Raw genomic sequence first — 26,307 nt, forward strand, 5'->3', positions numbered from 1 at the left:
GCACATCCTTTCAGCAGTCGCTATCGATTGGTTGCTTGCGATCTACACAGGCTGCAATGATCGCTTCGTGCAATTGCTCGCCGGTAATCGGCTTGTGAAGAATACGATGACCGCTGGCGGTGGCTTCCTTGATCCGCGCCGGCGAGGTATCGCCGGTCACGATAACGGCAGGCAAGGACCGGCCGATATAGGCGCAAAGAGCCTCGATTGCGTCCTGGCCAGTCGCGCCATCTCCGAGGCGGTAGTCGGCGACGATCAGATCGACGGGCGCATCGCCGGCCGCCATCGCCTCCGCATGAATCCGCTGCACCTCGGCGGCAGATCGGCCGGCATAGACCTGATGTCCCTGCAGCGTGAGCAACTGCACCATGATATCGAGAACATCCCCCTCGTCTTCCACGACCATGATGCTGATGGTGATGTCTGCGGGTGGCGCTCGTTGATCGGGCGAGGGAGGCGCCACGGCACTGGCTTGCGGAACCGTCACGGAAAACATCGAACCGCGGCCGACGACGGAGACCAGCTTCAGCGGATGTTGCAGCAGTGCGGCAGTGCGACGAACGATGGCGAGGCCGAGGCCAAGGCCTTGCGTGCGATCCCTCGCCGGGTTCTGCAACTGCACGAATTCCTCGAAGATCATCGCTTGCTGATCTCTGGGGATGCCGGGGCCGGTATCCCATATCTGGATTTCCACAGCAGCACCGCGCCTGCGGCAACCGAGCAGGACGCCACCGGATCCCGTGTATCGAAAGGCGTTCGACAGCAGATTGCCGAGGACCCGTTTCAGCATCATGGGATCGCTGTCCACGTGAAGACGGCTTTCAACGACCCGCCAGTCGAGGCCTCGATCCTTCGCCTCCGGGGCGAATTCGTTGCTGAGCTGGTTGAACAGCTGGGAGAGATTCACCGTCTCCTTCGCAATAGTGACGACGCCGGCATCGAGCCGCGAGATGTCGAGCAGTCCGTTCAGAAGGGCGCTGAGATTTCCGACGATGGATTTTGCCTTGCCGGCAAGATCGCGCGCATCGCCGGACTGGACGGCGCCGCGGCGCCCCAGCGTCGCGAGCGTGGCGATCAGCAGGCTCAAGGCATGGATCGGCTGGCGCAGGTCATGACTGGCGGCAGCGAGAAAACGCGTTTTCGCATGATCGGCGGCTTGCGCGCGGTCGCGTTCTTCCTGGAGGTGACCAACCAGTTCGACATTTTCCAAGCGCAACCTGATGGACTCACGCAGCATGCGGTGCGTCGTGCGGCAATAATAGAGATTGATGGCCACAAGCCCCGTAAGCAGGGCGAGATATGCGCCGGAATTATCACCTCCACTGATAACGGAGCGCACCATCACCGGCAGCACCGTTGCGATGATCGAGCCGACGAGAGCCGGCGGAAAGGCCGAGAGCGACGGAACCGTGCCGCAGACCAGACCGGTCAAGGCAACAATGGTGAACAAGAAAGGAGCGGGCTGTTCGGGAACGAACCCAACCCAGCCGAGCATTCCCCACAGCAGTCCCGACACGCAGGAAAACCCGGCCGCGAGCCACGCCCATCGCGACACAGACGCTGGTTCTCGATTCCGGCTGAAGAACCGGCGCGCCGCAAAGACGCGTATGGCGGTGAGCAGATAGAGCGCACCGAGCCATCCGACCAACCAGCTCGGCGGTACGGTGCTCCTCATCACGTATGCCGCCGCCAGGGAGATGAGGACGTTGGAAGCCACTACTCCATAGGCATTGCGATACAGGAGCTCTACGAGCGCCTCGCGTATCTTGTCTTCCTGCATCGAAACTCTCCGCGCGCCGGCAAGTGCGGCCGCTCCGCTCGCAACTTTCACTGCGCTGGAGCGTGATGGCTTATCTTGATCGTCATCCGGCCATATCGCTTCATTTAAGCATGAAATAGTTCTCAAGACCGGCGCCCACTTTTCCGGATCATGCTCTAGCCCGCCGGAAGGCCGAGACGGACCGCGTAGGCGGTCAGTTCTGCACCATTGTGCAGGTCGAGCTTCCGCATGAGATTCTCGCGATGTTTTCTCGCCGTGAGCAGGCTGATGCCGAGACGGCTGGCGATGTCGCGGTTGGTGACGCCGTGAGGGATCATCGCCAGGATTTGCCGCTCGCGCCTCGTCAGCGTGACCGGAGATATGATCGCTGCCGAGGGCTCCGGGATTTCGCTCGGGCCGTCATGGTGGTCCACCGCAAAGCGAACCTCCTCCGCCACATAGGCATGGCCTTTTCTGATGGCATCGATCGCAGCGATGAGTTCGGATGGATCACCGCTCTTGGTCAGATAGCCGTTTGCGCCCGCGGAAAAGGCTGCCCGAACGGAACGCGGCTCGATATTGGCGGTGAGGACAAGTACCCGCAGCTCCGGCCAAGCGGTTCTCAGGTGAGCTATGAATTGAAAGCCGCTCACACCCGGCATGCCGAGATCGAGGATGAGAAGATCGGCGGGGCTTTCGTTCAGCAGCCGGTGAACAGCCTCTGCGTCCGCTGCTTCTCCGCTGACAATGAGTTCGTCCACGGTCGACAGAAGCTGCTTCAGACCTTCCCGCATGATCGCGTGATCGTCAGCAATGATCGTCCGCACCGGTCCGCACCTGTGTTGCCCGTCAGTAACAGTATTAGGGTATCAATCAACTCCGATCAAGGATCAGGTCCACAAATCCATTTGCCGGATGTGATCGCCTTGGCAGTTTTGCGGCGATTGTGCCACCCCCGGTTGTACGTGATGTGCGAGGCGCAGTGGCTTAGCGGTTGCTTCCAAATGAAAAAGCGGGCTTGCGAATTTCGAACGCCCACAGACGCCGATACCTCGGCGTGGGCGCCGTGCGTTCCGGTATCAAACCGATATGAACTCTCCGGTTTCCGCCGCGCGTTTGACCGCGTCGATCACTCTGAGGGTTTTCAGCCCTTCACGCCCGCCCACCACAGGCTCGGTCGTACCGCGGATAACCCCACAGAAATTTGCGATCTGCAGGCCAAGTGGGTCCTGCTTCTCGTAGCGCAGCGGCTCGCGCTCGATCGGCGCCCACCAGCTGGCCTTGCTTGGGTGATGCCATAGATTGAGTTGCGGAATAGCCAGCGATGCCCTCGTGCCGCCGATCTGGTAACAGGCCTCCTGCGTATGACTGTAGGCCGGGTTCTCACCGGCGGTGAATTCCCAGCTCCAAGGCGACTGGATGGCATCGGACACATTGACCGTTCCCAGCGCGCCGGAGGCGAAGTGCAGGATGATCACCGCTGTCTCTTCAACCGCATGTCCACGCAGCCGATTGGATTGGGCAGCCTGTACCGCGACGATATCCCCACACAGGTACCGCAGCAGGTCGATATCGTGGATGAGATTCAGGAAAACAGGCCCCGCTCCTTTTTCGCGGCGCCAGGCCACGTCAAAATAATCGTCCGGCTTGATCAACCAGAACATGCCATGCACCGACACGATCTGGCCGAGCCGGCCGCTGTCGATCTCCGCCTTGGCGCGTTGGATCATCGGGTTATGGCGGCGATGATGGCCGGTGAGCAGCGGCACGCCTGCCCGCTCCGAGGCTTCGACCAGGCTCTGCGCAGCGATGACGTCATCCGCTAGCGGCTTCTCGATGAGAGCTGGGATGCGAGCCGCGATACAATCCATGCCGTTGGCCACATGCATCTGGTTGGGGGTGGCGACAACCACCCCCTCCGGCCGATTTCCGGAGAGCATGTCCTGAAAGGACGGATACCAGTCCACCTTCAGCGACGCCGCCAACTCTCTGGCCGCGGGCTCCGGATCGACGATCGACGACAGCATCGCCTCCGGCCGCGCGAGAATGTGCTCGATATGTCGCTTGCCGATGAGACCCGCTCCCATCACCGAGAGGCGGACGGGTTCACTCATCCGATGCTACTCCTTCTTCTCATCAAGCAGCCTGGCCACGCGACGCAAGCCGAGCAGATAACCCTGGGTGCCGAAACCTGCAATGACCCCATCGGCTCGTTTGGAGACAAACGAGTGATGGCGGAATTCCTCACGCTTGTGCACGTTGGAAATATGGACCTCGATCACTGTCCCCTCGAACGTGTTTAGAGCATCAAGGATGGCGACTGACGTATGGGTGAAAGCCGCGGGATTCATCACGACCCCGGCAGCCGTCTCGCGCGCCTCGTGGATCCAATCGATGATCTCGTATTCTCTGTTGGATTGATGAAAGCGGATTTCCAGGCCAAGTTCCTTGCCTAGCGCCCGGCAATCGCGCTCCACGTCCGCAAGCGTCTCGTGACCGTAGATGTGGGGCTGGCGCTTTCCGAGCAAATTGAGATTTGGTCCGTTCAGGACGTAGACAAGACGACTCATGGAACTACTCCGTTCAGTGATGGGCAAGGATTTCGCCGAGGAACTGCCTGGTGCGGGCTTGCTGGGGATTGCGGAAGAAAGCGTCGGGCGCGCCTTCTTCGATGATCTGGCCTTCGGCCATGAAGATGACCCGGTCGGCAACCTGGCGGGCAAAGCCCATCTCGTGGGTGACGCAAATCATGGTCATGCCGTCGTTGGCGAGGCCTATCATCGTATCGAGCACCTCCTTGACCATCTCAGGATCGAGTGCCGAGGTCGGTTCGTCAAACAGCATCACCTTGGGCTGCATGCAAAGCGCGCGGGCGATCGCGACGCGCTGTTGCTGGCCGCCCGAAAGCTGAGCCGGATACTTCTCGGCCTGGTCACCGATGCGCACGCGCTCGAGGTATTTTCGCGCAATCGCTTCCGCCTCGCTCTTGCTGATGCGGCGCGCGCGGATGGGTGCGAGCATACAGTTCTGCAAGACCGTCATATGCGGAAAGAGATTGAAGCTCTGAAAGACCATGCCGACGTCCTGACGGACGACATCAATAGCCTTGATACTGTCGTCAAGCCGATGACCGTTCACCACGATGCTGCCTTGCTGGATCGGCTCGAGGCGGTTGATGCAGCGGATCAGCGTCGACTTGCCTGAGCCGGACGGACCGCAGAGCACGATCTTCTCGCCCTTGCGCACGGTGAGATCGACGTCGCGGAGAGCTTGGTACCCACCGTACCACTTCTGCACGCCCTTCATTTCGATCAGGATCTGGTCCTGCATGCTGGTCTCCGCCGTTGGGCGGCGGCCAACGCGGGTCGCGTCGGCCGCTCGCGGTGGCTACTGGACGGTGAAGGGAACGCCGGGGACGGAGTCCGGAAAGACAGGGACCGGGACCTTCATCCATTTGGCGTAGAAACTGGCCAACTTGCCGTTCGACTTGATCTGGTCGATGAACTTGTTGGCCGTCTCGTTCCACTCCTTCTCGCCCAGTCGTGTGCAAGCGCCGTTGTAAAGGGCGGTGAAGTGAAGCTTGGGCTCGAACCCCAATTCCGGCTTTGCGGCGTTGAGGCGCTGCGGATAAAACAGATTCGCGCCGACTGCCTGGACTTGGCCAGAGAGCAACGCCTGGATGGTGGCGGCGTCATCGTCGAATCGGCGGATCTCGGTCCCGGACGGGGCGTTGTTGGTCACCTGAGTATCCTGCGTGGAGGACCGCGGAACGCCGATGACGAATTTGCTCATGTCGGCATTGCTGTTGATCGGCGTTGCCTGGGCTGCGACCAGGGTAATCTCGTTGGCGACGTAGGGTTTAGAATACTGCACCGCCTTCGCACGCTCGGGCAGCATGGCCATGGTAGCGAACAGAATATCCACGCGGCCCGTGGTCAGCGCCGGAATACGATTGGCCACCGCCAGCGGAACGAAATCGGCCTTCACGCCAAGATATTCAGCGAAGGCCCGCCCCATGTCGGCATCGATGCCATCCTGCTTTCCCGAGCTGTCGACATAGCCCCAGGGAGGATTGTCGCCCTGAATGCCGATGACGACGACGCCCTTCTTCTTCACGTCTTCCAGAGTGCCGGCCTGCGATTTGCCTGCGATGGCGATAGCCGCCAATGCCAGCAGCGCGATGCCGAGCTGGCGACGGTTGGGTGAAAACAACATGAGTATCTCCTCCTGGTGATGGCTGTTTGTGATTGAGCAGGTGCGCCGTTCCTACCTTTGACTGGCCAGGGCGAGCCTGGCCTCCATCCGACTGCCCCACCACGACAGTGGCCAGCAGAGGATGAAGTACATCGCGCCGACCACGCCGAAGACGAGCAAGGGCTGGAAGGTCTGGTTCGATACGATTTGACCGGCGCGGGCGAGTTCGATGAAGCCGACGATGGCAGCGAGCGAAGTGCCCTTGATGAGCTGCACGAGATAGCCGATGGTCGCCGGCAGCGAGATGCGGATCGCCTGAGGCAGCACGATGTCGCGCATGCGGGACGAATAGTGCAGTCCAAGCGCCATCGCCGCCTCGGTCTGGCCGCGCGGCACGGCCTGTATCGCGCCGCGCCAAATCTCACCAAGGAAGGCGGAGGCATTCACGGTGAAACCGATCGCCACCGCGACGAAGGCGTCGAGCTTCAGCCCGGTGAGCGCCAATCCGTAATACACGACGAAGAGCTGCAGCAGCAGCGGCGTGCCCTGGAACATCCCGATGTAAATGCGGGTGATCCATTCCACGCCCTTATGACCACAGGTACGCAGCAACGCCACAGCCAGCCCCGCCGTGCAGCCGCCCACAAACGCGACCAGCGTCAGCAGCATCGTCCACTGCAGACCACGCAGCAGGAAACCGAACTCAGGAAGACCGAAATGCGGTGTCATGATCGCCTCCCTCAGCGCGTCGGATAAGAGAAGAAGCGGTGAGAGACGACCGCGAAGCCCAGCATCAACAGCCAGGAGATCGCGAGGTAGAGGAAGGTGACGAAGAAGTAGACCTCGAAGCTGCGGAACGTGTCGCTTTCGATGCGCTGCGCAACCGATGTCAATTCGTAGGCCGATACCGCCGAACAGATCGATGAGGTCAGCGTCAGCATGATGAACTGCCCCGTCAGCGAGGGGTAGATCGCGCGAAGCGCGGGCTTGAGCACAATGAACCGGAACACCTGCCCTTTGTGCAGTCCGAGCGCGTAGCCGGCTTCCACCTGTCCTTTATGAATGGACTGCACCCCGCCGCGGATGATCTCGATGGCGTAGGCGCCGCCATTGACACCGAGCGCGATAATGGCGGTGGCGGTCGGATTGAGCTTCAATCCGACGAGCGGCAGGGCGAAGAACAGAAAGAAGATCTGCACCAGGAAGGGCGTATTGCGCACGATCTCGACGAAGCCGATGACGATGGCCCGCAACCAGGCCGCCCTCGAATCGCGTGCCGCGACCCCGGCGACACCGATCATCATCGCGAGAGTCATGCCGGCAAGCGCCAGACCCAATGTACCCACGCACCCCCACAGCAGTGCGGGCGTCGCATGCCAAACCACCGAGAAATCGAGCGTATAGCCCATCTTGCGTTTCCTCTCGGGCGTTGTGCGTGCCGCTCGCCCATCGGCCTGACGTCACCCTCCCAGGGATGCAAAAGTCGCGAAGAAGACGCCTGGATCTGGTGAGATGCCCGTGAACAGGCGGAATGCTTCGGTGCCCTGGAAGATCGCCATGCCACCGCCGTCGACGGTGCGGCAGCCGAGGGCACGCGCTGTACGCAGCAATGCGGTCTCCAGCGGGAAGTAGACGATCTCGGCGACCCAGAGATCGGGACGCAGCAAGGTCGTCGGCAGCGGCGTGCCAGGATATTTGTCCATGCCGATCGGCGTGGCGTTGACAATTCCGTCTGCGGCAGCAACGGCGGCCGCAACATCGTGGCCGACCCTCAAGCGCCCCTCTGCAAATCGGGGGGACAAGCTATCCACCAAGCTCTGCGCTTTGGCCAAGTCGACGTCGATAATGGTCAGTTCCTGCACGCCGAGCTTCATCAGCGCGAAAGCAACCGCCGCGCCTGCACCGCCCGCGCCGAATTGGACGACACGACCGAGTGGCGCACCCTGCATGTTGCGGCGAAAGTTCTCGGCGAAGCCGAACCAGTCGGTGTTGTGGCCGGTCATTCGACCGTTCCTGATGACCACGGTGTTCACGGCGCCAAGCGCCTCCGCGTCAGGCGAAAGCTCATCCAGGAGTGGAAGGATCGCCTGCTTGCAGGGATGGGTCACGTTCAAACCGTCGAAGCCCATCCGCTTTGCCGCCGTCAGCAACTCCGGCAGCGCTTCGGCACCAACTTTCAACTCAGTCAGGTCAATCTTCTTGTAGAGATAGCGGATGCCCGCGGCGTCAGCGGCCGCTTCATGCATAGGCGGAGTGCGTGACGCCGCGATGCCGCTCCCGATCAGGCCGACGAGAAAGCTGGACTTCTGATGCATGGCCGACATCGCCCGTCAGCTCAAGGGGACGGTCAGTTCGGCGATGACCTGAGCCGTGCTCGGTCGAACGCCGCGCCACCAGGCAAAAGCTTCTGCCGCCTGTTCGACCAGCATGCCGACGCCGTCGGCCAGCTTGGCTACGCCTTCCGCCCGGGCGGCTTGCAGAAAGGGGGTTAGCCCCTTGCCGTAGGCAAGTTCGTACGCCAGCTCCGCACCGCGGAAGACGTTGCCTGGAAGCGGCGGCTTCTCACCGCGCAGGCTGGCCGAGGTCGCGTTGACCACGACGTCATAGCCCTCGGCAAGATCGGCCAGTTCAGCATAGCCGCTGACGATCAGGGGACCGCAACCGGCAAACTCTTCGGCCAATGCGACAGCCTTCGATAAGGTACGATTGACGAGAACCAGCTCGGACGGCTCCTGGCGCAGGAACGGCAGCAACGCGCCACGCGCCGCGCCTCCAGCGCCGAGCATCAGGACGCGCCGGCCCGCCATCTTGACGCCGAGATTGACGGTGATGTCACGCACGAGGCCGATCCCGTCGAAATTCTCGGCAATGATCCGATCGCCGGCAAACTTCAGGCAGTTTGCGGCGCCAGCTCGGTCAGCGCTTTCTGAAAGCTCGTTTGCGTAGGCGAAAGCATCAAGCTTGAACGGGGCGGTGATGTTCAGCCCCTTGGCGCCCTCTGCCCGGAATTGATCGACCCGTTCGCTGAAGCCACCGAGGGGTGCCTCGATCGCCTCATAGACGAGGTCCTGTCCCGTCATCTTGGCGAAAGTACTGTGGATGAGAGGCGATTTGCTGAAGCCGATCGGATTGCCGATCACCGCATAACGGTCGCTCATGGCTCACTCCTGCACTGCAGCTTCGTTGTACAGCACGCCGTCGCGCACCATCGCGTCGATGACCTCGGCCGATAGTCCAAGCGACTTTGCAATGCGGCGATTGTCCTGGCCGAGCAGCGGCGCCGGAGTTCGCACCGTGGTGTCGCAATCGGAGAAGCGGAAGGGCAAGTTGGGCAACGTCACCTTGCCGAGCACGGGATGCTCCTGCTCGACCAGCATGCCGCGCGCGTGGATCTGCGGATCCCTCACAACCTCTTCGATGGTCTGCACGGGAGCGGACGGCACGCCTGCTTGCTCGAGTGCGGCAAGACAAGCGTCCCGGGACGGCTGCGACAGCGTCCAGTTGCGCACAATCTCCATCGCTTCGGCATAATACGCATTCCGCGCAGCAGGCGTGGTGAAGCGTTCGTCGGATGCCAGCGTGTCTCCTCCGATCAGGCTCGCCAATCGTCGCCACGCATCATCAACTTGCGCGGCGATGACAAGATTGCCGTCCTTGGCCGGAAAGACGCCGTAGACGGTCGAGTCTGGCTGTCCGCTTCCAGTCTGCTTCGGCAGGTCGATACCGCCGGAGAGGAAGTAGCGCTGCACCGCATAGTCGTGCATCGAGACCATGCAATCGTACAGCGCCAGATCGATGTGTTGACCGCGTCCGGACGACGCGCGGCCGACCAGCACGGCATTGATGGCAGCCACGCCGTGGATGCCGGTATACATGTCCGCCAATGGCATCCGCAGCAGCGGCGGCGCTTCACCGGGATTGCCCAGTTGCGCCAGAGCGCCCGACATCGCCTCTGCGATCAGGCCGAAGCCCGGACGGTCGGCGTAGGGACCGGTGTGGCCATAGGCGGAGACCGAACAATAGATCAGCCCGGGATTCCGCGCCGACAGCGCCTTGTAACCGAGCCCGAGGCGCTCGAGTGCGCCGGGGCGGTAGTTCTCGATGAAGACATCGGCCGTGTCGACCAGCTTCATCATCATGTCGAGACCGCGCTTATCGCGCAGGTCGATGCACAATCCCTGCTTGCCCATGTTCTGCTGCAGGAAGTAGCCGGATTGTCCGTTCTTGAAATAGCCATGGGCGCGGCCCGCATCGCCCGCCTTCGGACGCTCCACCTTGATGACCTCGGCGCCCATCGCGGCGAGGCAGCGGCCCATGAACGGGCCTGCCAGGAAATGGCTGTAGTCGATGACGCGAATGCCCTTGAGCGGCAGATCTTTGAGAGGGAGATCTTGCGCGGTCATGCCTGCTCTCCTGCCGCGTTGGTCTTCGGGCGCATCGGAATCATCAGCCGGTGCTCGCCGAGCTGCACCACTTCGCCGCGCTGATTGATCAGCTCCGAGGGCAGCACCACGATGCCCCACCCTTCGCGCTTCGTGGCGCGCATTGAACCAACGCGAAACTTGACGTGCACGGCATCGCCGAGCTTGATCGGCAGCTTGAAATCCCACGTCCAGCCCAGCGACATTCCCGGAAGGAAGCGGTACTCGGCGCGGGTCTTCAAGCCATCGGCCAGCGACAGACCAAACAGCCCGTGCGCGACGCGCGTACCGAATGGTGTGGTCTTGGCGTATTCCTCGTCGACATGAACAGGCGTGAAATCACCCGTCAGTTCGGCATAGGCATTCACCATTGCTTCGGTGACCGTCACCGCGGGGGTGACGCATTCGTCGCCGACCTTGGCATCGTCCCAGTAGCGCTCATTGGTCATGTCGCGTGTTCCTTAGGCCCGTGGATTGATCGCCAGCGCCGCTTCCACGGCACCCGCACTGGCTTGCAAGATTTCGACGTTCAGGCCGCCCGGCAGCTCGAGCCAGTTCCGCCCAGCAGGCAGCGCCCTGGCGCCCCAGGCGGCGGCACGGGCGAGCACACCTTCATAATCGTCGACCATGATGCCGAGATGGGCGAGGCGCCCCTCCGGTCCGACGAAACTCGGATCCTCGATGAGTTGCACGCTTCCGAGCACCCAGACCTGCCGCGGGCGCGCGCCTTCGGCGGGCTGCTCGTCGCGAATGGCAAGACCAAGCACCTCACGAAAGAAGCCGACGTGACGATCGACATCCGGCACGCGGATCGCGACGTGTTCGACATAAGCGCGGGGCAACGACATCGTCTCAGGCCTTTCCCGGATAATCGCTGCGGGCGTACTCAAGCCCTTTGACCACCGCGACGAGGGTCGCGTTGACGGGGGTCGGCACGTTGAACTTGGCGCCCCAACGCACGACCGAGCCGTGAATGTAGTCGACCTCGGTCAGATTGCCGGACTGCAAGCTCTGCAACATCGACGTTTTGAACTCGGGCGGCAGTCCGGCAGACGCCATCGTCCAGGCAAGGCGCGGATCGGCAATCGAGATCTTCACGCCGGCAGCTTGCGCCACCGCGATGCCCTCCGAGATTGCGGCCAGCGCACAATCTTCCAGGATCGGCAGCGAATAGAGACCGCCATAAGTCAGGCCGGTAACGGCGGTGATTCCGCCGCCGGCAACATTGATGAAGAGCTTGTCCCACATCGTGCCCAGGATGTTGTCGCTGAGCAGCGTGAGAACGCCGGCACGATTGAACGTCTCGGAAATCCGCTGTGCGCGCTCGGTCAAGCGTCCATCGAGCTCGCCGATGATGGTTTCCTTGCCGACGACGCCGGAGCGAACATGACCGGGTCCGAGCAGCACGCCGCCAACATACGTCTTGCCTGCCATGACCCTGTCACGACCGACTTCCTCCGAAAGGATGTCTTCGTGGCCAAGGCCGTTTTGCAACGACATCACAACCGTCTGCGGTCCGATGATCGGCGCCGCCGCCCGGATCGCGTCCCGCGTGTGATAGGATTTGACGAGGACGATGACGAGGTCCGCCACATTGCCGACCTGGTCCGCGGAGGTGCAGGCAGAGACCTTCACGACGGTCTCGGCGCCACCTTCGAGCATCCGCAGACCACCGGCGTTGATCGCCTCGACATGGGCCTGAAACGGATCGATCAACCAAACCTCGGCACCGCCGCGCGCAAGTGTGCCGCCGATGGTCGAGCCCAAGGCTCCCGCTCCGACAAAGCAGATCCTCATCCGAACGCTTCTCCCTCGCCGATTTTTGGCGTTGGAAGCGTGCTAGCAGGCTGCGTAGTATTTGGATATGCTATGATACTTATAACCATTATTGCAGATCTCAATGAAGCAACGGGACCCGTCCGAGACGAACCTTTTGGAGCCGCGCCTGCTCCGGCTGTTTGACGCGTTGTTCTCCACAGGCAGCGTCACCAAGGCCGCCGAGAAGCTCGGTCAAAGCCAGCCGACCATTTCGATCTGGCTGGCGCGCCTGCGAAAGGAGTTGGATGATCCGCTCTTCATCCGGTCGGCGGAAGGAATGCTGCCGACCCCGCGCGCCGAGGCTCTCATCGGCACGGCCCGGCAGGCGTTGGAGATGCTGCGTCGTCTGGCGGAGCTTCGCCCAGAGTTTGATCCGGCGACTGCAAAGCGCCACTTCGTCATCTGCATGACGGATGCGAGCCACATCACGCTGCTTCCGGCCATCCTCGCCTACGTTCGCCGCGTTGCGCCGGGCATCCGCATTGAGGCGGCGCAGATCGGCGGCGATACCCCGCGAATGCTGCAATCCGGCGAGGCCGATCTGGCGCTCGGCTACATCTCGGATCTCGACGCTGGACACTTCCAGCAGGCGCTGTTTCCGCAGGATTGGGTCTGCCTGGCAAACGCTAGACATGCCCGGATCCGCGAGCGCATCACTGCCAAGGATTTCAGGCGTGAGGCGCACGTCCTCATTCGCTCCGGAACTGGACATCAGTTGCTGGCGGCCGTTCTACAGGAGCAGCGGATCGTTCTTGACGTTGCGCTCGAGCTACCCGGCTTTTTGGGGTTACCCGCAATCGTCGGGACGACTGACCTGATCGCCACCCTGCCAAGGCACATTGGCGAAACGCTGGCTCACTATTACGGACTGCGCGTGCTCGACTGTCCGCTGGCGATCTCCGGCTTTACAGTAAAGCAATATTGGCACGCCCGTTTCCATCACGATCCGGCAAGCCAATGGTTGCGTGATGTATGCGCCGAGCTTTTTCAACAGCAGGAAGTGCGGGGCCTGCATCGTTCCGGTCGGGCAAGGAAACGAAGGCCACGCGATCTGCAGTCGTAGTGCTTCCCGATAGCGGGCAACGACCGCCCCCCGAGGCCGCCGGCTGGGCGGACTGCGGCACGCCTGCAATTCCGCACAACCGCATCTCGACCGGCTGTCCGCGTCGTTCGCCGTGGCACCCTATTCTACGATGAAGGCAAAACAGACCTGCCCGAGCAGCTTCCGCGGTATATGTCGGGATGGAAGCCTCGGAGATAAGCCAGCATGGCCACGCCGTTTAGTTCGATTCTGGACTGAGTCTCTGTCTCCAAACGCGCCCAAAAGACCTGACCGGGATCGAACTGCTTAACGAATGAACTCAACAGCTTAAACACTGGCTGGGGCGAGCGTCACGCCGACGGCAAAGGTCGATAATCTCTTCGAGGGCATTGTCGTCTCCGTTCTAGATTTGCGTCTCGAGCACCAGCTCTGGTGCATCGTGAGCGGCTACCTGTTCGGCTGGCTTCTCATGTGCAAACGCTTCAGGTTCGTGGGCGAGCGATCCATCGCCTTGCTCAGGCTGGATTCGGAACCAGGCCACATAGAGTGCCGGCAGAAACAACAGCGTCAGCAGTGTGCCGACGATGATGCCGCCCATCATCGCGTAGGCCATCGGCCCCCAGAAGATTTCGCGCGCGATCGGAATCAGCGCGAGACTTGCGGCGGCTGCGGTCAGCAGGATCGGCCGCATGCGATGCTCGGTCGCCTCCACGACGGCCTCCCAGGCTGGGCGCCCTTCCCTCTTCAGATCCTCAATCTGCACGATCAGGATCACCGAGTTTCGGACCAAAATTCCGATCAGGGCGAGCACACCGAGGATGGCAACGAAACCGAGCGGCGCTCCGCTCGGCAGCAAGGCCATGACAACGCCGATCACGGCGAGCGGCGCGACCGCGAAGACCAGGAACAAACGATGGAAGCTTTGCAGCTGGATCATGAGCACCGTCGCCATGACGAACAGCATGAGCGGAACGACGGCAACGATCGGCGCCTGGCTCTTGGCGCTCTCTTCGACGGAGCCGCCAAGATTCACCGAATAGCCCGCCGGTAGCTCCTTGGTGAACTCCGCGACTTTCGGCGCGAGCTGATCCACGATTGTCTTGGGCTGCACGTTGCCAGCGATGCCGGCCTTCAACGTGATGGTGGGGATCCGCGCGCGCCGCCAGATCGTCGGCTGCTCGAGCTCGTAACGCAGATTAGCCACGGCCCCGAGCGGCACAGATTGACCGCCGAGGCCCGTCAATTGCAGATCGCGCAGGGTGTCGATGGAAGCGCGCTCCGGCGCGGTCGCCCGTCCCGTGACGTTGACGAGATAGATGCTGTCGCGCACCTGGGTGATCGGCGAGCCCTCGAGCACGGAGTTCAAGGTCGTGGCGATGTCCTGCGAGGTCACGCCGAGCTGGCGCGCCTTGTCCTGGAGAACGTCGACCTTGACGACGCGGGCCGGCTCCATCCAGTCGAACACGACGTTGCCCAAGTCGGGGCTGCTCCGGACGATCCCCGCGAGCTTCTGCGAAAGATCTCGCACCTTCGCGATATCAGGCCCACTCAAGCGGTACTGCACAGGACGTCCAACCGGCGGGCCGACCTCCAGCAGCTTGACGTAGGTGTCGGTGCCGGGGAACGTCTTCTTGAGGTAGTCCTCGAATTGCGCCTTGACCTGGTCGCGCACCTTGATGCCTCCCTTGGTCACGACCACCATCTGACCGAACCAGGTGTTGGCGGTCTGCACGTCGAAGGACAGGACGAAGCGCGGCGAGCCGGTGCCGACATAGGTCGACCAGTGGTCGACCGAATTATTGTCCTGAAGCTGCTCGTGCTCGAAGCGCGTCATCTGCGAATTGGTATCGGCAATGGAGGCGTTCTGCTGCAAATTCCAGTCGATCACGAGCTCAGCACGATCCGAGGACGGGAAGAATTGCTGCTGCACGAAATTCATACCGAACAGTGCCAGCAGAAAGGCTGCGACCGTAACGCCGATCGTCATCCAACGATGATGCATGCAGAACAGCAAGAGACGCCCAAACAACTGCGCTACGCGCCCCTTCTCCTCATGATGGCCCTTCATTTTGGCGGGCAGGATGGTGACGCCAAGCAATGGCGTGAACAGCACTGCCACGATCCAGGAGACGATCAGGGAGACGGCGATGACCACGAACAGCGTGAAGGTGAACTCGCCCGCATTGCTGCTATTGAGCCCGATTGGAATGAAGCCGGCAACGGTTACCAGGGTTCCGGTCAGCATGGGAAAGGCGGTCGACGTATAGACGTGGGTCGCCGCTTTTTCGAGGGCATCGCCGATCTCGAGCCGCGCCACCATCATCTCGACCGCAATCATGGCGTCGTCAACCAGCAGGCCGAGCGCGATGATCAAGGCGCCAAGCGAAATTCGCTGAAGCGAAATTCCGGCATAGGCCATCACGACGAAGGTGATGGCGAGAACCAGCGGAATCGCAATCGCGACAACCAGGCCAGCGCGCATCCCCAGGCTGAGAAAGCTGATGCCGAGAACAATGATCACGGCCTCAAAGAGCGCCTCGGTAAAGCCGGACACGGCGTGCTCGACAACGATCGGCTGGTCCGCGACCAGGTGAACGCCGACCCCGATCGGCAGGTCGGCCGTAATCCTCGACATCTCCTCCTTCAGGGCCTCGCCGAAGTGCAGCAGATTTGCCCCGGACTTCATGCCGATCGCGAGCGCGATCGCCGGCTCGCCGTTGTACCTGAACAAGGTCTTGGCGGGATCGGCATAGCCGCGGGTGATGGTTGCGACATCGGTCAACGGAAAGAAACGATCGTTGATACGGAGGTTGACCGCCTTCAGGCTCGCCTCGGAGGTGAACTGGCCGTTCACCCGTACGCTGATCCGCTCGGGCCCTTCCTGGAATACGCCGGACGGCGCGACCGCGTTCTGCCCCTGCAGAGAAGCCATGATGGAGTGGACGTCGAGACCGAGGGCCGCGATCTTGCGGGTGGAGAATTCGAGATAAATGACCTCGTCCTGCGCGCCCAGAATATCGACCTTGCCTACATCCGGCACGGTCAAGACCTTGGCGCGGATGTCCTCGACCCGGTCACGGAGCTGACGCTGGCTCAAGCCGTCGCTGGTGAAGGCGTAGATGTTGCCGAACACGTCGCCGAAGCGATCGTTGAAGCCGGGTCCGATCACGCCTTGCGGAAACTCGGCCTTGATGTCCGCAATCATATTGCGGACGCGAATCCAGGTCGGCTTCACGTCGGCAGCCTTCGTGGTGTCACGCAGATAGACGAAGACGGTGGTCTCGCCGGCTACAGTGACACTCTTGGTGTAATCGAGCGATTCCAGCTCCTCGAGCTTCTTCTCGATCCGGTCGGTGACCTGGCGCGCCACTTCTTCAGGCGAAGCGCCCGGCCACTGCGCCTGAATCACCATGGTCTTGATGGTGAAGTCGGGGTCTTCCTGCCGCCCCAGCTGGAGATAGGCAAAAAGGCCCGCCGCCATGAAGGCAATCATGAAGTACCAGACGAGCGAACGGTGGCCGAGCGCCCAGTCGGAAAGGTTGAACGACTTCATGGCTTTTCATCCTGTTCGATGCGGACTTGCTGTCCTTGCTTGAGGCTGTGGATCCCGGCGGTGACGACGCGCGCGCCGGCGACCAGTCCACCGGTGACGCGCGCGCCGGTTTGATCAGCGATGACATCGACCTTTTGCAGCGACACCGTGCTGGCGGGCTGATCGACGATCCAGACGAAGTTTGCGCCGTCCTTGGCGAGCAGCGCCGAGGCAGGCAGGCGCAATATCCGGGCTTGACCCTTGTCAAGTTTCGCGGTGACGGTCGTGCCGAGGCGGAAGCCTTCAGGCGGATTGTTGAGCGCAATACGGACCCGCCTCAATCGCGTCACCGGATCGGCTTGCGGCGCGATCTCGCGAATGCTGCCTTGCACCTGAACGGCGGGCAAGAGCTGTAGGCTGACCGTGAATGGCAGACCGATCTCCAGCGGCAGCGGAAAGTCCGGTCCGATATCGACGACAGCTTCGCGAACATCGGGTCTCGCGACCGTCACCACGCTTTGGCCGGGAGATACCACCTGGCCGACTTCCGCCCCGACTGCGGTGACCACACCGGCGAAGTCGGCCCTGATCTGCGAATAGCCGAGTTGCTCGATCGCCTTGGTCAGGTTTGCCTGTGCGTGCGCCACCGTTGCTTCGGCGCCGGCGCGGGCCTGCTCGGCATTATCCAGCGTCTGCTTTGTGGTCGCGTCGGTGGTGATGAGCGTTCGCTGCCGTTCTTCCGTCGCTCGGGCAGTTGCGAATTGCGCCTCGGCCTTGGCAAGCTCCCCTTTGGCCGAGCGAACGGCGAGCTCAAGGGCCGTCGAGTCGATAATGCCGACCGTCTGTCCTTCATTCACGATATCACCGACATAGACCGGACGCGCCGTCAGGCGTCCCAGCACGCGGAAACCGAGATCTGTTTTGTAGCGCGGCTCGACAACGCCCACCGCAACCGCATCGTCTGCGTGGTCCGCTTCGAGAAGCACCGATTGGACGGGCCGCACGGGCTCCGGCGCCTTTGTCTCCTGCTGACATCCGGCAAGTGCAAGCGCCCATGAAAGCGGGGCTGCCACTATGATTGCGCGGCTCGTCATGAGGGATCTCCTTCATAAGTCACGGGCTGGCCCACGCTCAAAAGCTTGCCGCCGTCGACGACGACTCGCTCGCCCGGCTCGAGACCCGCCTTGATCAATACTTCTCCCGCCTCATAGCCATCGACTGTTACCGGCTTCAGCGAGGCGGTCCGCGTTGCCGGATCGACAGTCCAGACCGCGGGCCTGGTGCCCGCGGCCATCAATGCGCTCCAAGGCAGGGCAATCTGCCGCTGGGCATGTACTTTCACAGTTCCTGCGACGGGGCTTCCGAGCGTCATTGCGGCAGGCGGGTCCTTGATCGCCACCTTGACCCGAATGGTCGAACTCTTGGCGTCGACGGCCGGCGAAACCTCCCGAACGTGGCCGCGAGCGGTCACGCCCGGATCGGAGACGAGCGCCAACGAAACGCTGCGGTTGTCGGCATTGCCGAGGAAAATGGACTCATAGACGTCAAACACGGCGTCCCGCTCCCCATCCTGCGCCAGCGAAAATACCGGTTGCGCAGCCTGCACGACTTGACCGGTTTCCAGATTGCGAGCGGTGACGACGCCGGCCGCTTCGGCTCGTAGCGCGGTATAGCCAAGGGTCTCCTTTGACGTTCCGAGCTGCGCTCTCGCCGCTTCGAGCGCGCCTTCCGCGGTTCGCAATCCTTCCTCCGCCTGGTCGTAGGCCGTGCGCGTGGTGAAGCCGCTAGCGATCAGCGCCTTCTGCCGCTCGAAAGTCGCCTTCGCCACACGCAGCTGGGATTCTGTGGCGAGGACAGCAGCGGTCGCGGCATCGACATCAGCCTCTTGCTCGGCGGGGTCGAGAAGCGCCAGCACTTCGCCGGATTTGACATGGGTCCCGACTTCGACATAGCGCGCGATCACACGTCCGCTGACACGGAACGACAGATCAGCGCGGAAGCGGGGTTGCACCTCGCCGGTCAGGGTGATCGAGGCTTGCCGGTCCTTCGGCTGGACGACCTCTGTGCGCACATACGCGGCGCGCGCAGGCGGAGCACTGGCCCGATCGTTGCAGCCGCCGAGCGCGGCCGCGACAAGCGCGAGCGCCAAGCCTGCGAAAGGCTTCATCTTGGTGTGGTTCGAATAGTCCGGTTTCATAGCGCGTCCATGCGGTGAGAGGGTGACAGCAGCTCGCCCAAGACGTCCGAGCCCTTGCGGAGCGTGGCCAGCTCATTCGGATGCACTCGCAGCAAATTTGGATCCGCTCCGATCGCGCCCCGGCGCTCGACCTGATCGGAGAGGCCGGAGCCCGAGCCAGGCGTCACGGACGACCTCACCTTCAGCGGGCGCTGCGACCTCATGCGGCGCGTCGCCATCGACCAGCTCGCTTGCCGCTCCCGCTCGCTCAAGTGAAACGAGAGAACGACTGATGTGAACTCGGCGGCAAGGCCGTGCTCAATTCGTCCGCCCAGCCCCCTGGCAAGGTCGCTACTGATCTGGCGCTCACGCCCCGGGGCCGCCCGCGCCAACCGTGAGCCGTTATCCAGCACGACGCAGTTCACCACCGTGCCGATACGCGTCAGCTTGACTTTGATCTCGCCGGCGCGCGCGTCGAAATACGCATGCTTCGCTGCGCTTACGATCAGGTCGTGGACGATCAGACCAAGCCGCCAGCACCGCTCTGATTGAAGCGGAAGAGATTCCGTGGCGAATGCCAACCGGATCCCCATTCGATCCAACAGGGACTGGCGCATGGCGCAGCCCAGCTTGCGAATGTAAGTCGCGGCGTCATGGAGGGCTTCGCCCTGGGGCATTGCGAGCGCCCGATGCAGCTCGGCATGCCCGTGCAGCAGCTCGACCACATCGCTTAACGCGGCCTTTGCTTCCGCGCCGTCAGCCCGGATGACCGCGGCCGAAACCAGATCGATCGCCGAGGCGATCCCTTGATCGACCCTGTGATGCAATTCGCGCAGCAGGACGCCGTCTTGTGGGCGGTGCGGGTCCGGGCTCAGCACAGTCACTTTGATCTCCTAAGGTGGACCGGATGCTCGGGGGTCAGCGCGCAAATGTTTTGCGGGCCCCGATCCTCCGGAGGCCGTCGCGGGCCCCGGAGGGCGTCGCGACGATTAAATAAACTATACCGTATATTTTCTTTTTGTTGCCTTTTCCCGCCGGGCGTGTCAAGTGCGATCTGCGCGCGCACAGACTCGTGATTGGGAGATCGACGGATGACGAAGAAGAACAGCCCGAAACGGGGCAGACCGCCCAAAGACCTCGCCGGTGACGTTCAGGCCCGGATCCTTGATGCAGCCCAACAACTTTTTCTCGAGAAGGGCTACCGTAGCGCCAGCATCGATGACATCTCCGAGCTGGCGCCGGCGAGCAAACCAACCATCTACGCGCATTTTCCCGGCAAGGAGGCACTGTTCGCGGCGGTGGTGGCCCGCACCATTACCGGGCTGACGGATTTCGAAGGGTTCGAGCCCGAGGGCCGCACGCTTCAGGACAAGCTCTCGAGCCTCGGCACCGCCGTCGTGGAGAAGGTCATCGAAGAATCGTTGGGCATGGTCCGCGCCACGATTGCCGAAGCGCAGCGCTTCCCCGAGTTGAGCCGCAACGTCCACGATGCCGCACGCGATCGCTCCGTCAACGCCATTTCCCAACTCCTGAATGAAGCAACGCAGAAGCTGGCGCGGTCTTCAAAAGGTCCCTTCAGTGGCAAGCGAAGCCTTGCAACCGCTCAGATCTTCCTGGATTTGATACTTTTGCCGATGCTGTTTCGTTCGCTGGTGGGGGAAACATCCAAGGACCTGAGACGCGAGCTGCCGTCTTTCGTGCGCGAACGGGTTGGCTTTTTCCTTGCGGCCTGCGAGGCAGACTGGACGCCGTGAGCCGGCGATCGCAAACGCTAGGCGCGACAGTGAAGCTTGTAAGGTAAACCGGCTCGAATGCTGGTCACTTGCGGGGGCGCCTCGTTGACGGACACTGCGTTGCTAAGCGCGCCCGCGCAAAAGCTCATCATCTCGTCGAAGGTCGGCCGAAGAGCGGCCGCCTTGATACGGGACGGATTGAGGTATGCGTCCATCGCGTCCAGCAGGCAGCAGGCCAGCACCATCGGACTCCCTGCTCGAAATTCGCCACCGGCCTGCCCGGCCGCGATCACCGACTGCACGACACCGCGAAGGCGAGCCGCATGGGACAGGCTGGCCGGCCAGTTTTCTTGTCCTGCGGCGACCACCAGTTCGTGCAATTGGACATTACTTGCCAGCCGATCTTCATGCATCCGGGAGATCGCCCTAAAAGCGGCATTTAACCGCTCCAGGCCGGAGCGGCTGCTTCGTGCTGCACTTGCGGCCGCCGCGGATACTTCCTCAAGCAGCGCTGTCACGACGGCCTCTTCGAGCGCTCGGCGGCAGGGATAAAACCGATAGAAATTTGCGGGGGACATCGATGCGTCGCGTGCGACGTCGGCAACCGTGGTCTTCCGGTACCCGATCTCCCGGTATAAGCGGATTGCAGCCTGCACAATTCGTTCGCGAGTGCACGAGGGTCCAATCTGACGGGTAGTCCGCGCCTTCAGCATGCTAGGCCTCAACGCGACGGAATCGCGTGCATTTCACGCCGGCACGCCTCGCCGAATTCCCGCAACGGATCCATCTCCTCCATGAACCCTGGCAGGTCTACGAACGACGTGTTCGGTGCAAGGTAGGTCTCGATGATCAGCCGGCCTGCCCGCTCCGCGGCATGGACCACCTCGTCGTCGGACAGAATCCGCATACGCCCGATAAGCGCATACAAATTCACCAGCGCCGGGATTTCGGACTTGTCGCTGATCAGCGCCTCCGCATAAAGCCGGGACGCCTCCTCAATGAAGCTTCGATACAGCTTTTCACGCTTGGTAACCGCGTGGGCATGATGGCGCTCGCGGACCCTGCGGCGACGGGTCACCCACCCGGTCACGATCGTGGAGATCGCCGCAAAGGCCGAGCCGCCGAACGCGGCGAAAGCGGGAACATAAATCGTGTTCATACGATCATTCCTCATCTTTTGCGCCGCGATACCGCTGCGATCCTATGGTCCTGACCGAAGCAGCAGGCGCTGCGTGCTCGAAGACGACTCTGCAAGCATCGCTCAGGTCTGACTTCTTTTGCCTGAGACAGGCTTCCACATTCGCGGCGTCGGGGATGTAGCCGGCGCACAGACGAAACGCGTCAGGAGCGCACGCCGCCCTCTGCTCAGGTGTGCCGCGGTCCTCCTGCGCGAGGGCGGCCGCCGCGCCCATGGAAATGAAAATCCAGACCGCGAGCACCAGTCGGTTCTTGAACATATCGGATCCTTTCTCAAAGTGAGGCATCTGCGTTCCGAGCGGACCAGGTCTCGCGACCGAGCTCCCCTCTGTCCAACAAGGACGAACACGGGCTTGTGAATCTCTGCGCTTGACACATCCCGATATCCGCGCTGTATATGAAATATACGGTGTAGTTTATTTAGGAGATGAAAGATGTCAAGCCCGTTCCTGGCGCTCGTACGGGAAAATCCCTGGCCGGGGATTGCCGTCGCATCGCTCAATCTGATCGTGGCCGTTTCGCTCGCGGGCGTCAGCCTGCTGCTGGGTATCACGATTTCGGTAGTCGCCTGTCTGCATGCGCTCGCCGATCGCGAGCCGGGGCCGGTGCGAAACCGCGTCGCGCGGAGGAGGCTCGCATGACACCGATGCTGCTGCTGTCGCGCGACTGCATCATCTGTTGGGTGAATATCTGGATCGCACCCATCGAATGCGCTTTCGACCTGATCGAATCGGAGTTGGCGCGCAGAGGAATTGCGCTCGAGGCAGCCGACCAGGTCGCGCCGCACACGGCCTGATCATCATGACTGAGGTCCTGACATGCTGAATTTTGTCGAGGTATTCAACGTCATGGACGTGGATCCGACCACCGGACGTGCCGTCTGGACCGGGCTCACGGGCACGCGAACGGCGCTTGAGCGCGACGGCTTCGTGATCGACCCGCAGGCGCCCGCCTATTGTCCGAGAGCATGGCTCGACGAGCGAGGCTATCTCGACTCCGAGCTTGCCCGCCAACATCCTCGCCCCTGGGGCATCTGACAATGCGACCGATCCATATCATGGTCAGGAGCCGGGTGCAGTGAGCCGACAATCCGTTCTATCGATGCGCGCGAGCCGATCCGCTCGGTCCGGCATTCCACTGCGGGCTTACTTTCTGTGGGCCGGCGCGGGCTTGCTCCTGCTGCTGTGCGCGGCCGATTGGGTGCTGCCTGCTGCCCTGCCGAGCCGATCTGCGGCGCCAGATCGAGCGATGCCGCCGATCCGCATCCACTCCGATGTGAAGGGACCGGAACTGGTGGTCATCGATACCAATCAGCCCGCGCGAGTGCTGGCGGACAAGGACATCGCAGCCTCCGCGCATCTGGAGAACGCTGATGCAGCCGATGCTGTCCAAGAGCCGGTTTCGCTCGCGTCCGTGGACGGCAGCGAAGTGGCCCCGCAACACCGATGACCCCGCGAGTGCGCGAAAGCCTCGCGCAGTCCATCGCCGATCACGACGGGGCGCGTGCCATGACCGAGCCGCGACCCACATCCGCTCACGCGCGGAGCGACAAGCGCCGACGATCTGCAGGGCGTCTGGGACCCGGCGGCACGCTCGGCCGGTGCAATGCGTTCAGCGGCGGCGCCTGCCGCTACGCGCTCATACCCTCGTACACGGACTAGACGACCTGCCGTTTTGAACCTTGGGATTTACCTGAATGTCGAAGAAGCATTTGTTTGCCCTGATCGTGTGGTCTGCCACGCTTGCCGCAACGGGCGCGCTCGCCGATATCGCCCAGAGGCCTGCGGATGCCGATCCCGTCGGCGCGGCGGCACAAAGCGGTTCGGAGGAGACGGCGATTCGCCGCGTGCTCGAGCAATTCCACGCCACGCACGTCCCGCTCAGCCAGGCCATGGCGATCGCCGAGCATTTGCATGACGGCTCCAGAACCGCGGATATCAGCTTCGAAGCATCCGACACACCCGTCTATCGCGTGCGCACGATCAAGAACGAGCATGTATGGGAGAACGTCATTGATGCAAACACCGGCAGCATCACGGGCAAGGAGATCGCATCTACTCTCAAGGAGCTCGATCGAGAAGACCTCGCCAAAGTCATTGCCCTGAGATGGATCAAGCAGGAAATGGCGGATGCGGTGCAGGTCGCCGAAAAAGCCGCAGCCGGCAGCGCGCTGGCTGGAGGGCTGATCACGCAGGACGGCAAGCTCAACTTCGTGATCGTCGTCGCCAGTGGCGACCATCTGAAAGAGGTCACGCTCGAGCCGCCCAAGGTCGGAAAGCAAGGGTCGTCCCGGCAATAGCAGCAACAGGCAATCGCTTTCGACAAACCAGGAACGTTGGCCACTCCACAAACAAGAGCATATCAAATCATGAACTTTCAGCCTCAGGCGCAATTCACCACCGCACAGCGGCGGCTGCCCTTCGACTGCATCGCCCTGCTCCTGCAAGGCGGCGGCGCCCTCGGCGCCTATCAGGCAGGCGTCTACGAGGCGCTGGCCGAAGCCGGCGTCCATCCAGACTGGGTCGCCGGGATCTCGATCGGCGCCATCAACGCCGCCATCATCGCCGGCAACCCGCCCGAAACCCGTGTTGACCGGCTCCGGGATTTCTGGACTCAGGTGACGTCGACCGGTCCTTGGGATTGGTCCGGCAATTCCCTTTTTGATTGGGCCCGGAGCGACGCCACGCGCAATCTCGTCAACCAGATGAGTGCGGGCCTCGCCGCGGCCTGCGGCGCGAGTGGCTTTTTCTCCGCGCGCCCGATGCTGCCCTGGCTGCAGGCTGCCGGGAGCAGCGATGCCACCAGCTTCTACGACACCGGCGCGCTCAAGAGTACGCTCGAGCGTCTGGTCGATTTCGATCGCCTCAACACCGGAATGACGCGCTTCAGCGCAGGGGCGGTCAATGTCCGAACCGGAAATTTCGTCTATTTCGACACCACAACGCATACGATCCGGCCGGAGCATATCATGGCGAGCGGCGCGCTGCCGCCTGGCTTTCCGGCCGTCGAGATCGAAGGCGAGCATTACTGGGACGGCGGCCTCGTTTCGAACACACCCTTGCAGTGGGTGATCGAGTGGGGTGTCCCGCAGGACATGCTTGCCTTTCAAGTCGACCTCTGGAGCGCAGGGGGCCAGGTTCCGCGCAACATGGGCGAAGTCGCGACGCGGCAGAAGGAGGTCCAGTATTCAAGCCGTACGCGCGCAAGTACGGACCAGTTCAAGCGCGTTCATCGTCTGCAGCGCGCCCTTGCCGCTCTGTTGCGACGCCTGCCCGAAGATCTTCGCGAGCACGAGGACGTGAAACTCCTCAGCACGGCCTCGTCCGATCATGTCTACAACATCGTCCACCTGATCTATCGGGCGCGCAATCACGAGGGGCACTCCAAAGACTACGAGTTTTCCCGCCTGTCGATGCAGGACCATTGGCGCGCCGGCTATCACGATGCGCTGCGCACGCTGCGCCATCCCGAAGTGCTCGCTCGTCCCACCAGTCCTGATGGCGTCTTCACGTTCGACCTCGAGCATGATGGCCGCGAGTAGACCGATCGCCAGTGTCATACGGAGAACCCAAAATGCGCGAGAATGACGTCCTCAGGCGGGCTTTTGCCATGCCCCTGACCAGCCCGGCCTATTCGCCGGGGCCCTATCGCTTTGTCGACCGCGAGTATCTGATCATCACCTATCGCACCGATCCCGCGAAGCTGCGCGCCATCGTGCCCGAACCGCTGGAATTCGACGAGCGCGAAGCTCTCGTCAAATATGAGTTCATTCGGATGCCGGACTCCAACGGGTTTGGCGACTACACGGAAAGCGGCCAGGTCATCCCCGTCTCTTTCCGCGGGCGCAAGGGCGGCTACACGCATTGCATGTTTCTCAATGACGAGGGGCCCATTGCGGGTGGACGCGAGCTCTGGGGCTTTCCGAAGAAGCTCGCGCAGCCGACCTTACGAACCGAGATCGATACCCTGATCGGAACGCTGGACTACGGCCCGCTGCGGGTCGCAACGGGAACGATGGGCTATAAGCATCGCGAGGTCGAACTGGCGCATGTCAACGCCGCTCTCAACGAGCCGAATTTCCTGCTCAAGATCATTCCTCACGTCGACGGCAGTCCGCGCATTTGCGAACTGGTCGAATACCACCTCGAGGACATCGTGCTGAAGGGGGCCTGGACCGGCCCAGCGGCTCTGGCATTGACGCCCCACGCTCTGGCACCCGTTGCCGAGCTTCCGGTTCTGGAGATCGTTTCCGCCGTTCACATCCGTGCAGACCTCACGCTCGGTCTCGGCAAAGTGGTCCACGACTATCTGCAGCAACCTATTCGACGCTCGCTCCGGGCCAACGAGAGAGCGCTGGTCTTCTGAGCCCAGTGCTGCCCCCGCCGGAAGATGTTCCGGCTAGCAATGTTTCGGTTCTTTCCTTGCGAGACACAGA

Annotated in this window: 30 protein-coding genes; 9 read left to right on the forward strand and 21 right to left on the reverse strand. The window is 62.2% G+C overall.

The genetic code is table 11. The annotated features are described in order from the left end of the window. Window positions 1–10: 10 nt before the first annotated feature. The 14 genes from QA649_RS33620 to QA649_RS33685 form a co-directional block, all read right to left on the reverse strand. A complete protein-coding gene (locus QA649_RS33620; protein WP_283020981.1) occupies window positions 11–1,780 on the reverse strand; it encodes an ATP-binding protein in 1,770 nt (589 codons plus the stop codon). 155 nt (window positions 1,781–1,935) lie between these two features. Then, window positions 1,936–2,586, reverse strand: coding sequence for a response regulator transcription factor (locus QA649_RS33625; RefSeq protein ID WP_026312337.1), 651 nt, complete (start codon window positions 2,584–2,586; stop codon window positions 1,936–1,938). Window positions 2,587–2,838: 252 nt separating this feature from the next. Beyond that, on the reverse strand, window positions 2,839–3,873 hold the full coding sequence (locus QA649_RS33630) for a Gfo/Idh/MocA family oxidoreductase (protein WP_283020982.1): 1,035 nt from the start codon (window positions 3,871–3,873) through the stop codon (window positions 2,839–2,841). Window positions 3,874–3,879: 6 nt separating this feature from the next. Further along, entirely contained in the window at window positions 3,880–4,329 is a 450-nt protein-coding gene (gene aroQ, locus QA649_RS33635) for a type II 3-dehydroquinate dehydratase (protein WP_283020983.1), read from the reverse strand. 13 nt (window positions 4,330–4,342) lie between these two features. Continuing rightward, window positions 4,343–5,089, reverse strand: a complete 747-nt coding sequence (locus QA649_RS33640) for an amino acid ABC transporter ATP-binding protein (protein WP_283020984.1) — start codon at window positions 5,087–5,089, stop codon at window positions 4,343–4,345. A 57-nt stretch (window positions 5,090–5,146) separates the two neighbouring features. Beyond that, entirely contained in the window at window positions 5,147–5,974 is an 828-nt protein-coding gene (locus tag QA649_RS33645; protein ID WP_283020985.1) for a transporter substrate-binding domain-containing protein, read from the reverse strand. Window positions 5,975–6,025: 51 nt separating this feature from the next. Then, window positions 6,026–6,682, reverse strand: coding sequence for an amino acid ABC transporter permease (locus QA649_RS33650; RefSeq protein ID WP_063694790.1), 657 nt, complete (start codon window positions 6,680–6,682; stop codon window positions 6,026–6,028). 11 nt (window positions 6,683–6,693) lie between these two features. Then, complete coding sequence (locus tag QA649_RS33655; protein WP_283020986.1) at window positions 6,694–7,362, reverse strand: amino acid ABC transporter permease; 669 nt, start codon at window positions 7,360–7,362, stop codon at window positions 6,694–6,696. Window positions 7,363–7,413: 51 nt separating this feature from the next. Further along, window positions 7,414–8,268 carry a shikimate dehydrogenase gene (locus QA649_RS33660; protein WP_283020987.1) on the reverse strand — a complete coding sequence of 285 codons (855 nt, stop codon included), beginning with the start codon at window positions 8,266–8,268 and terminating at the stop codon, window positions 7,414–7,416. 15 nt (window positions 8,269–8,283) lie between these two features. Continuing rightward, window positions 8,284–9,111, reverse strand: coding sequence for a shikimate dehydrogenase (gene aroE / locus QA649_RS33665; RefSeq protein WP_283020988.1), 828 nt, complete (start codon window positions 9,109–9,111; stop codon window positions 8,284–8,286). A gap of 3 nt (window positions 9,112–9,114) precedes the next feature. Next, window positions 9,115–10,356, reverse strand: coding sequence for a CoA transferase (locus QA649_RS33670; RefSeq protein ID WP_283020989.1), 1,242 nt, complete (start codon window positions 10,354–10,356; stop codon window positions 9,115–9,117). Then, a complete protein-coding gene (locus QA649_RS33675) occupies window positions 10,353–10,823 on the reverse strand; it encodes a MaoC/PaaZ C-terminal domain-containing protein (RefSeq protein WP_283020990.1) in 471 nt (156 codons plus the stop codon). The genes QA649_RS33670 and QA649_RS33675 overlap by 4 nt, the downstream gene beginning before the upstream one ends. A 12-nt stretch (window positions 10,824–10,835) precedes the next feature. After that, window positions 10,836–11,222: a VOC family protein gene (locus QA649_RS33680; protein WP_283020991.1), complete on the reverse strand. Its 387-nt coding sequence runs from the start codon at window positions 11,220–11,222 to the stop codon at window positions 10,836–10,838. Window positions 11,223–11,226: 4 nt separating this feature from the next. Next, window positions 11,227–12,171 (reverse strand): ketopantoate reductase family protein, encoded by a 945-nt coding sequence (locus tag QA649_RS33685; protein WP_349254042.1) that lies wholly within the window; start codon window positions 12,169–12,171, stop codon window positions 11,227–11,229. A gap of 103 nt (window positions 12,172–12,274) precedes the next feature. On the opposite strand from QA649_RS33685, the gene QA649_RS33690 reads away from it, so the two are divergent. Continuing rightward, window positions 12,275–13,255 carry a LysR family transcriptional regulator gene (locus QA649_RS33690; RefSeq protein WP_283020993.1) on the forward strand — a complete coding sequence of 327 codons (981 nt, stop codon included), beginning with the start codon at window positions 12,275–12,277 and terminating at the stop codon, window positions 13,253–13,255. 382 nt (window positions 13,256–13,637) lie between these two features. On the opposite strand, the gene QA649_RS33695 is transcribed toward QA649_RS33690, so the two are convergent. Genes QA649_RS33695 through QA649_RS33710 form a run of 4 tightly spaced genes read right to left on the reverse strand, consistent with a single transcriptional unit; the run spans window position 13,638 to window position 19,826 of the window. Further along, window positions 13,638–16,787 carry an efflux RND transporter permease subunit gene (locus tag QA649_RS33695; protein WP_283020994.1) on the reverse strand — a complete coding sequence of 1,050 codons (3,150 nt, stop codon included), beginning with the start codon at window positions 16,785–16,787 and terminating at the stop codon, window positions 13,638–13,640. Next, entirely contained in the window at window positions 16,784–17,860 is a 1,077-nt protein-coding gene (locus QA649_RS33700; RefSeq protein ID WP_283020995.1) for an efflux RND transporter periplasmic adaptor subunit, read from the reverse strand. Before QA649_RS33700 ends, QA649_RS33695 begins: the two co-directional genes overlap by 4 nt. Then, complete coding sequence (locus tag QA649_RS33705; RefSeq protein ID WP_283020996.1) at window positions 17,857–18,963, reverse strand: efflux RND transporter periplasmic adaptor subunit; 1,107 nt, start codon at window positions 18,961–18,963, stop codon at window positions 17,857–17,859. The genes QA649_RS33700 and QA649_RS33705 overlap by 4 nt, the downstream gene beginning before the upstream one ends. Then, window positions 18,960–19,826, reverse strand: a complete 867-nt coding sequence (locus QA649_RS33710; RefSeq protein WP_283020997.1) for a sensor histidine kinase — start codon at window positions 19,824–19,826, stop codon at window positions 18,960–18,962. The genes QA649_RS33705 and QA649_RS33710 overlap by 4 nt, the downstream gene beginning before the upstream one ends. A 207-nt stretch (window positions 19,827–20,033) precedes the next feature. Here QA649_RS33710 and QA649_RS33715 point away from each other — a divergent pair, with 207 nt between their 5' ends. After that, on the forward strand, window positions 20,034–20,696 hold the full coding sequence (locus tag QA649_RS33715) for a TetR/AcrR family transcriptional regulator (RefSeq protein ID WP_283020998.1): 663 nt from the start codon (window positions 20,034–20,036) through the stop codon (window positions 20,694–20,696). A 17-nt stretch (window positions 20,697–20,713) separates the two neighbouring features. Here QA649_RS33715 and QA649_RS33720 read toward each other — a convergent pair whose 3' ends face one another. The 3 genes from QA649_RS33720 to QA649_RS33730 are packed head-to-tail and all read right to left on the reverse strand — an operon-like array spanning window position 20,714 to window position 22,132. Beyond that, the gene (locus QA649_RS33720) at window positions 20,714–21,388 is read right to left on the reverse strand and encodes a TetR/AcrR family transcriptional regulator (RefSeq protein ID WP_283020999.1); all 675 of its coding nucleotides are present in this window, start codon (window positions 21,386–21,388) and stop codon (window positions 20,714–20,716) included. Window positions 21,389–21,396: 8 nt separating this feature from the next. Beyond that, window positions 21,397–21,834, reverse strand: coding sequence for a hypothetical protein (locus QA649_RS33725; RefSeq protein WP_283021000.1), 438 nt, complete (start codon window positions 21,832–21,834; stop codon window positions 21,397–21,399). 4 nt (window positions 21,835–21,838) lie between these two features. Further along, a complete protein-coding gene (locus tag QA649_RS33730) occupies window positions 21,839–22,132 on the reverse strand; it encodes a hypothetical protein (protein WP_283021001.1) in 294 nt (97 codons plus the stop codon). Window positions 22,133–22,306: 174 nt separating this feature from the next. Here QA649_RS33730 and QA649_RS33735 point away from each other — a divergent pair, with 174 nt between their 5' ends. The 7 genes from QA649_RS33735 to QA649_RS33765 all read left to right on the forward strand — a co-directional run bounded on the left by QA649_RS33735 (window position 22,307) and on the right by QA649_RS33765 (window position 26,237). Continuing rightward, a complete protein-coding gene (locus QA649_RS33735) occupies window positions 22,307–22,513 on the forward strand; it encodes a hypothetical protein (RefSeq protein WP_283021002.1) in 207 nt (68 codons plus the stop codon). Next, the gene (locus QA649_RS33740) at window positions 22,510–22,668 is read left to right on the forward strand and encodes a hypothetical protein (RefSeq protein WP_283021003.1); all 159 of its coding nucleotides are present in this window, start codon (window positions 22,510–22,512) and stop codon (window positions 22,666–22,668) included. The genes QA649_RS33735 and QA649_RS33740 overlap by 4 nt, the downstream gene beginning before the upstream one ends. A gap of 22 nt (window positions 22,669–22,690) precedes the next feature. Next, on the forward strand, window positions 22,691–22,909 hold the full coding sequence (locus QA649_RS33745; RefSeq protein ID WP_283021004.1) for a hypothetical protein: 219 nt from the start codon (window positions 22,691–22,693) through the stop codon (window positions 22,907–22,909). 40 nt (window positions 22,910–22,949) lie between these two features. After that, entirely contained in the window at window positions 22,950–23,321 is a 372-nt protein-coding gene (locus QA649_RS33750) for a hypothetical protein (protein ID WP_283021005.1), read from the forward strand. A 262-nt stretch (window positions 23,322–23,583) separates the two neighbouring features. Further along, on the forward strand, window positions 23,584–24,171 hold the full coding sequence (locus QA649_RS33755; protein ID WP_283021006.1) for a PepSY domain-containing protein: 588 nt from the start codon (window positions 23,584–23,586) through the stop codon (window positions 24,169–24,171). A gap of 69 nt (window positions 24,172–24,240) precedes the next feature. Next, the gene (locus tag QA649_RS33760) at window positions 24,241–25,413 is read left to right on the forward strand and encodes a DUF3734 domain-containing protein (RefSeq protein ID WP_283021007.1); all 1,173 of its coding nucleotides are present in this window, start codon (window positions 24,241–24,243) and stop codon (window positions 25,411–25,413) included. 32 nt (window positions 25,414–25,445) lie between these two features. Further along, a complete protein-coding gene (locus tag QA649_RS33765; protein ID WP_283021008.1) occupies window positions 25,446–26,237 on the forward strand; it encodes an acetoacetate decarboxylase in 792 nt (263 codons plus the stop codon). The last annotated feature ends 70 nt before the right edge of the window (window positions 26,238–26,307 follow it).

This window comes from Bradyrhizobium sp. CB1717 (assembly GCF_029714325.1).
Classification (GTDB): domain Bacteria; phylum Pseudomonadota; class Alphaproteobacteria; order Rhizobiales; family Xanthobacteraceae; genus Bradyrhizobium.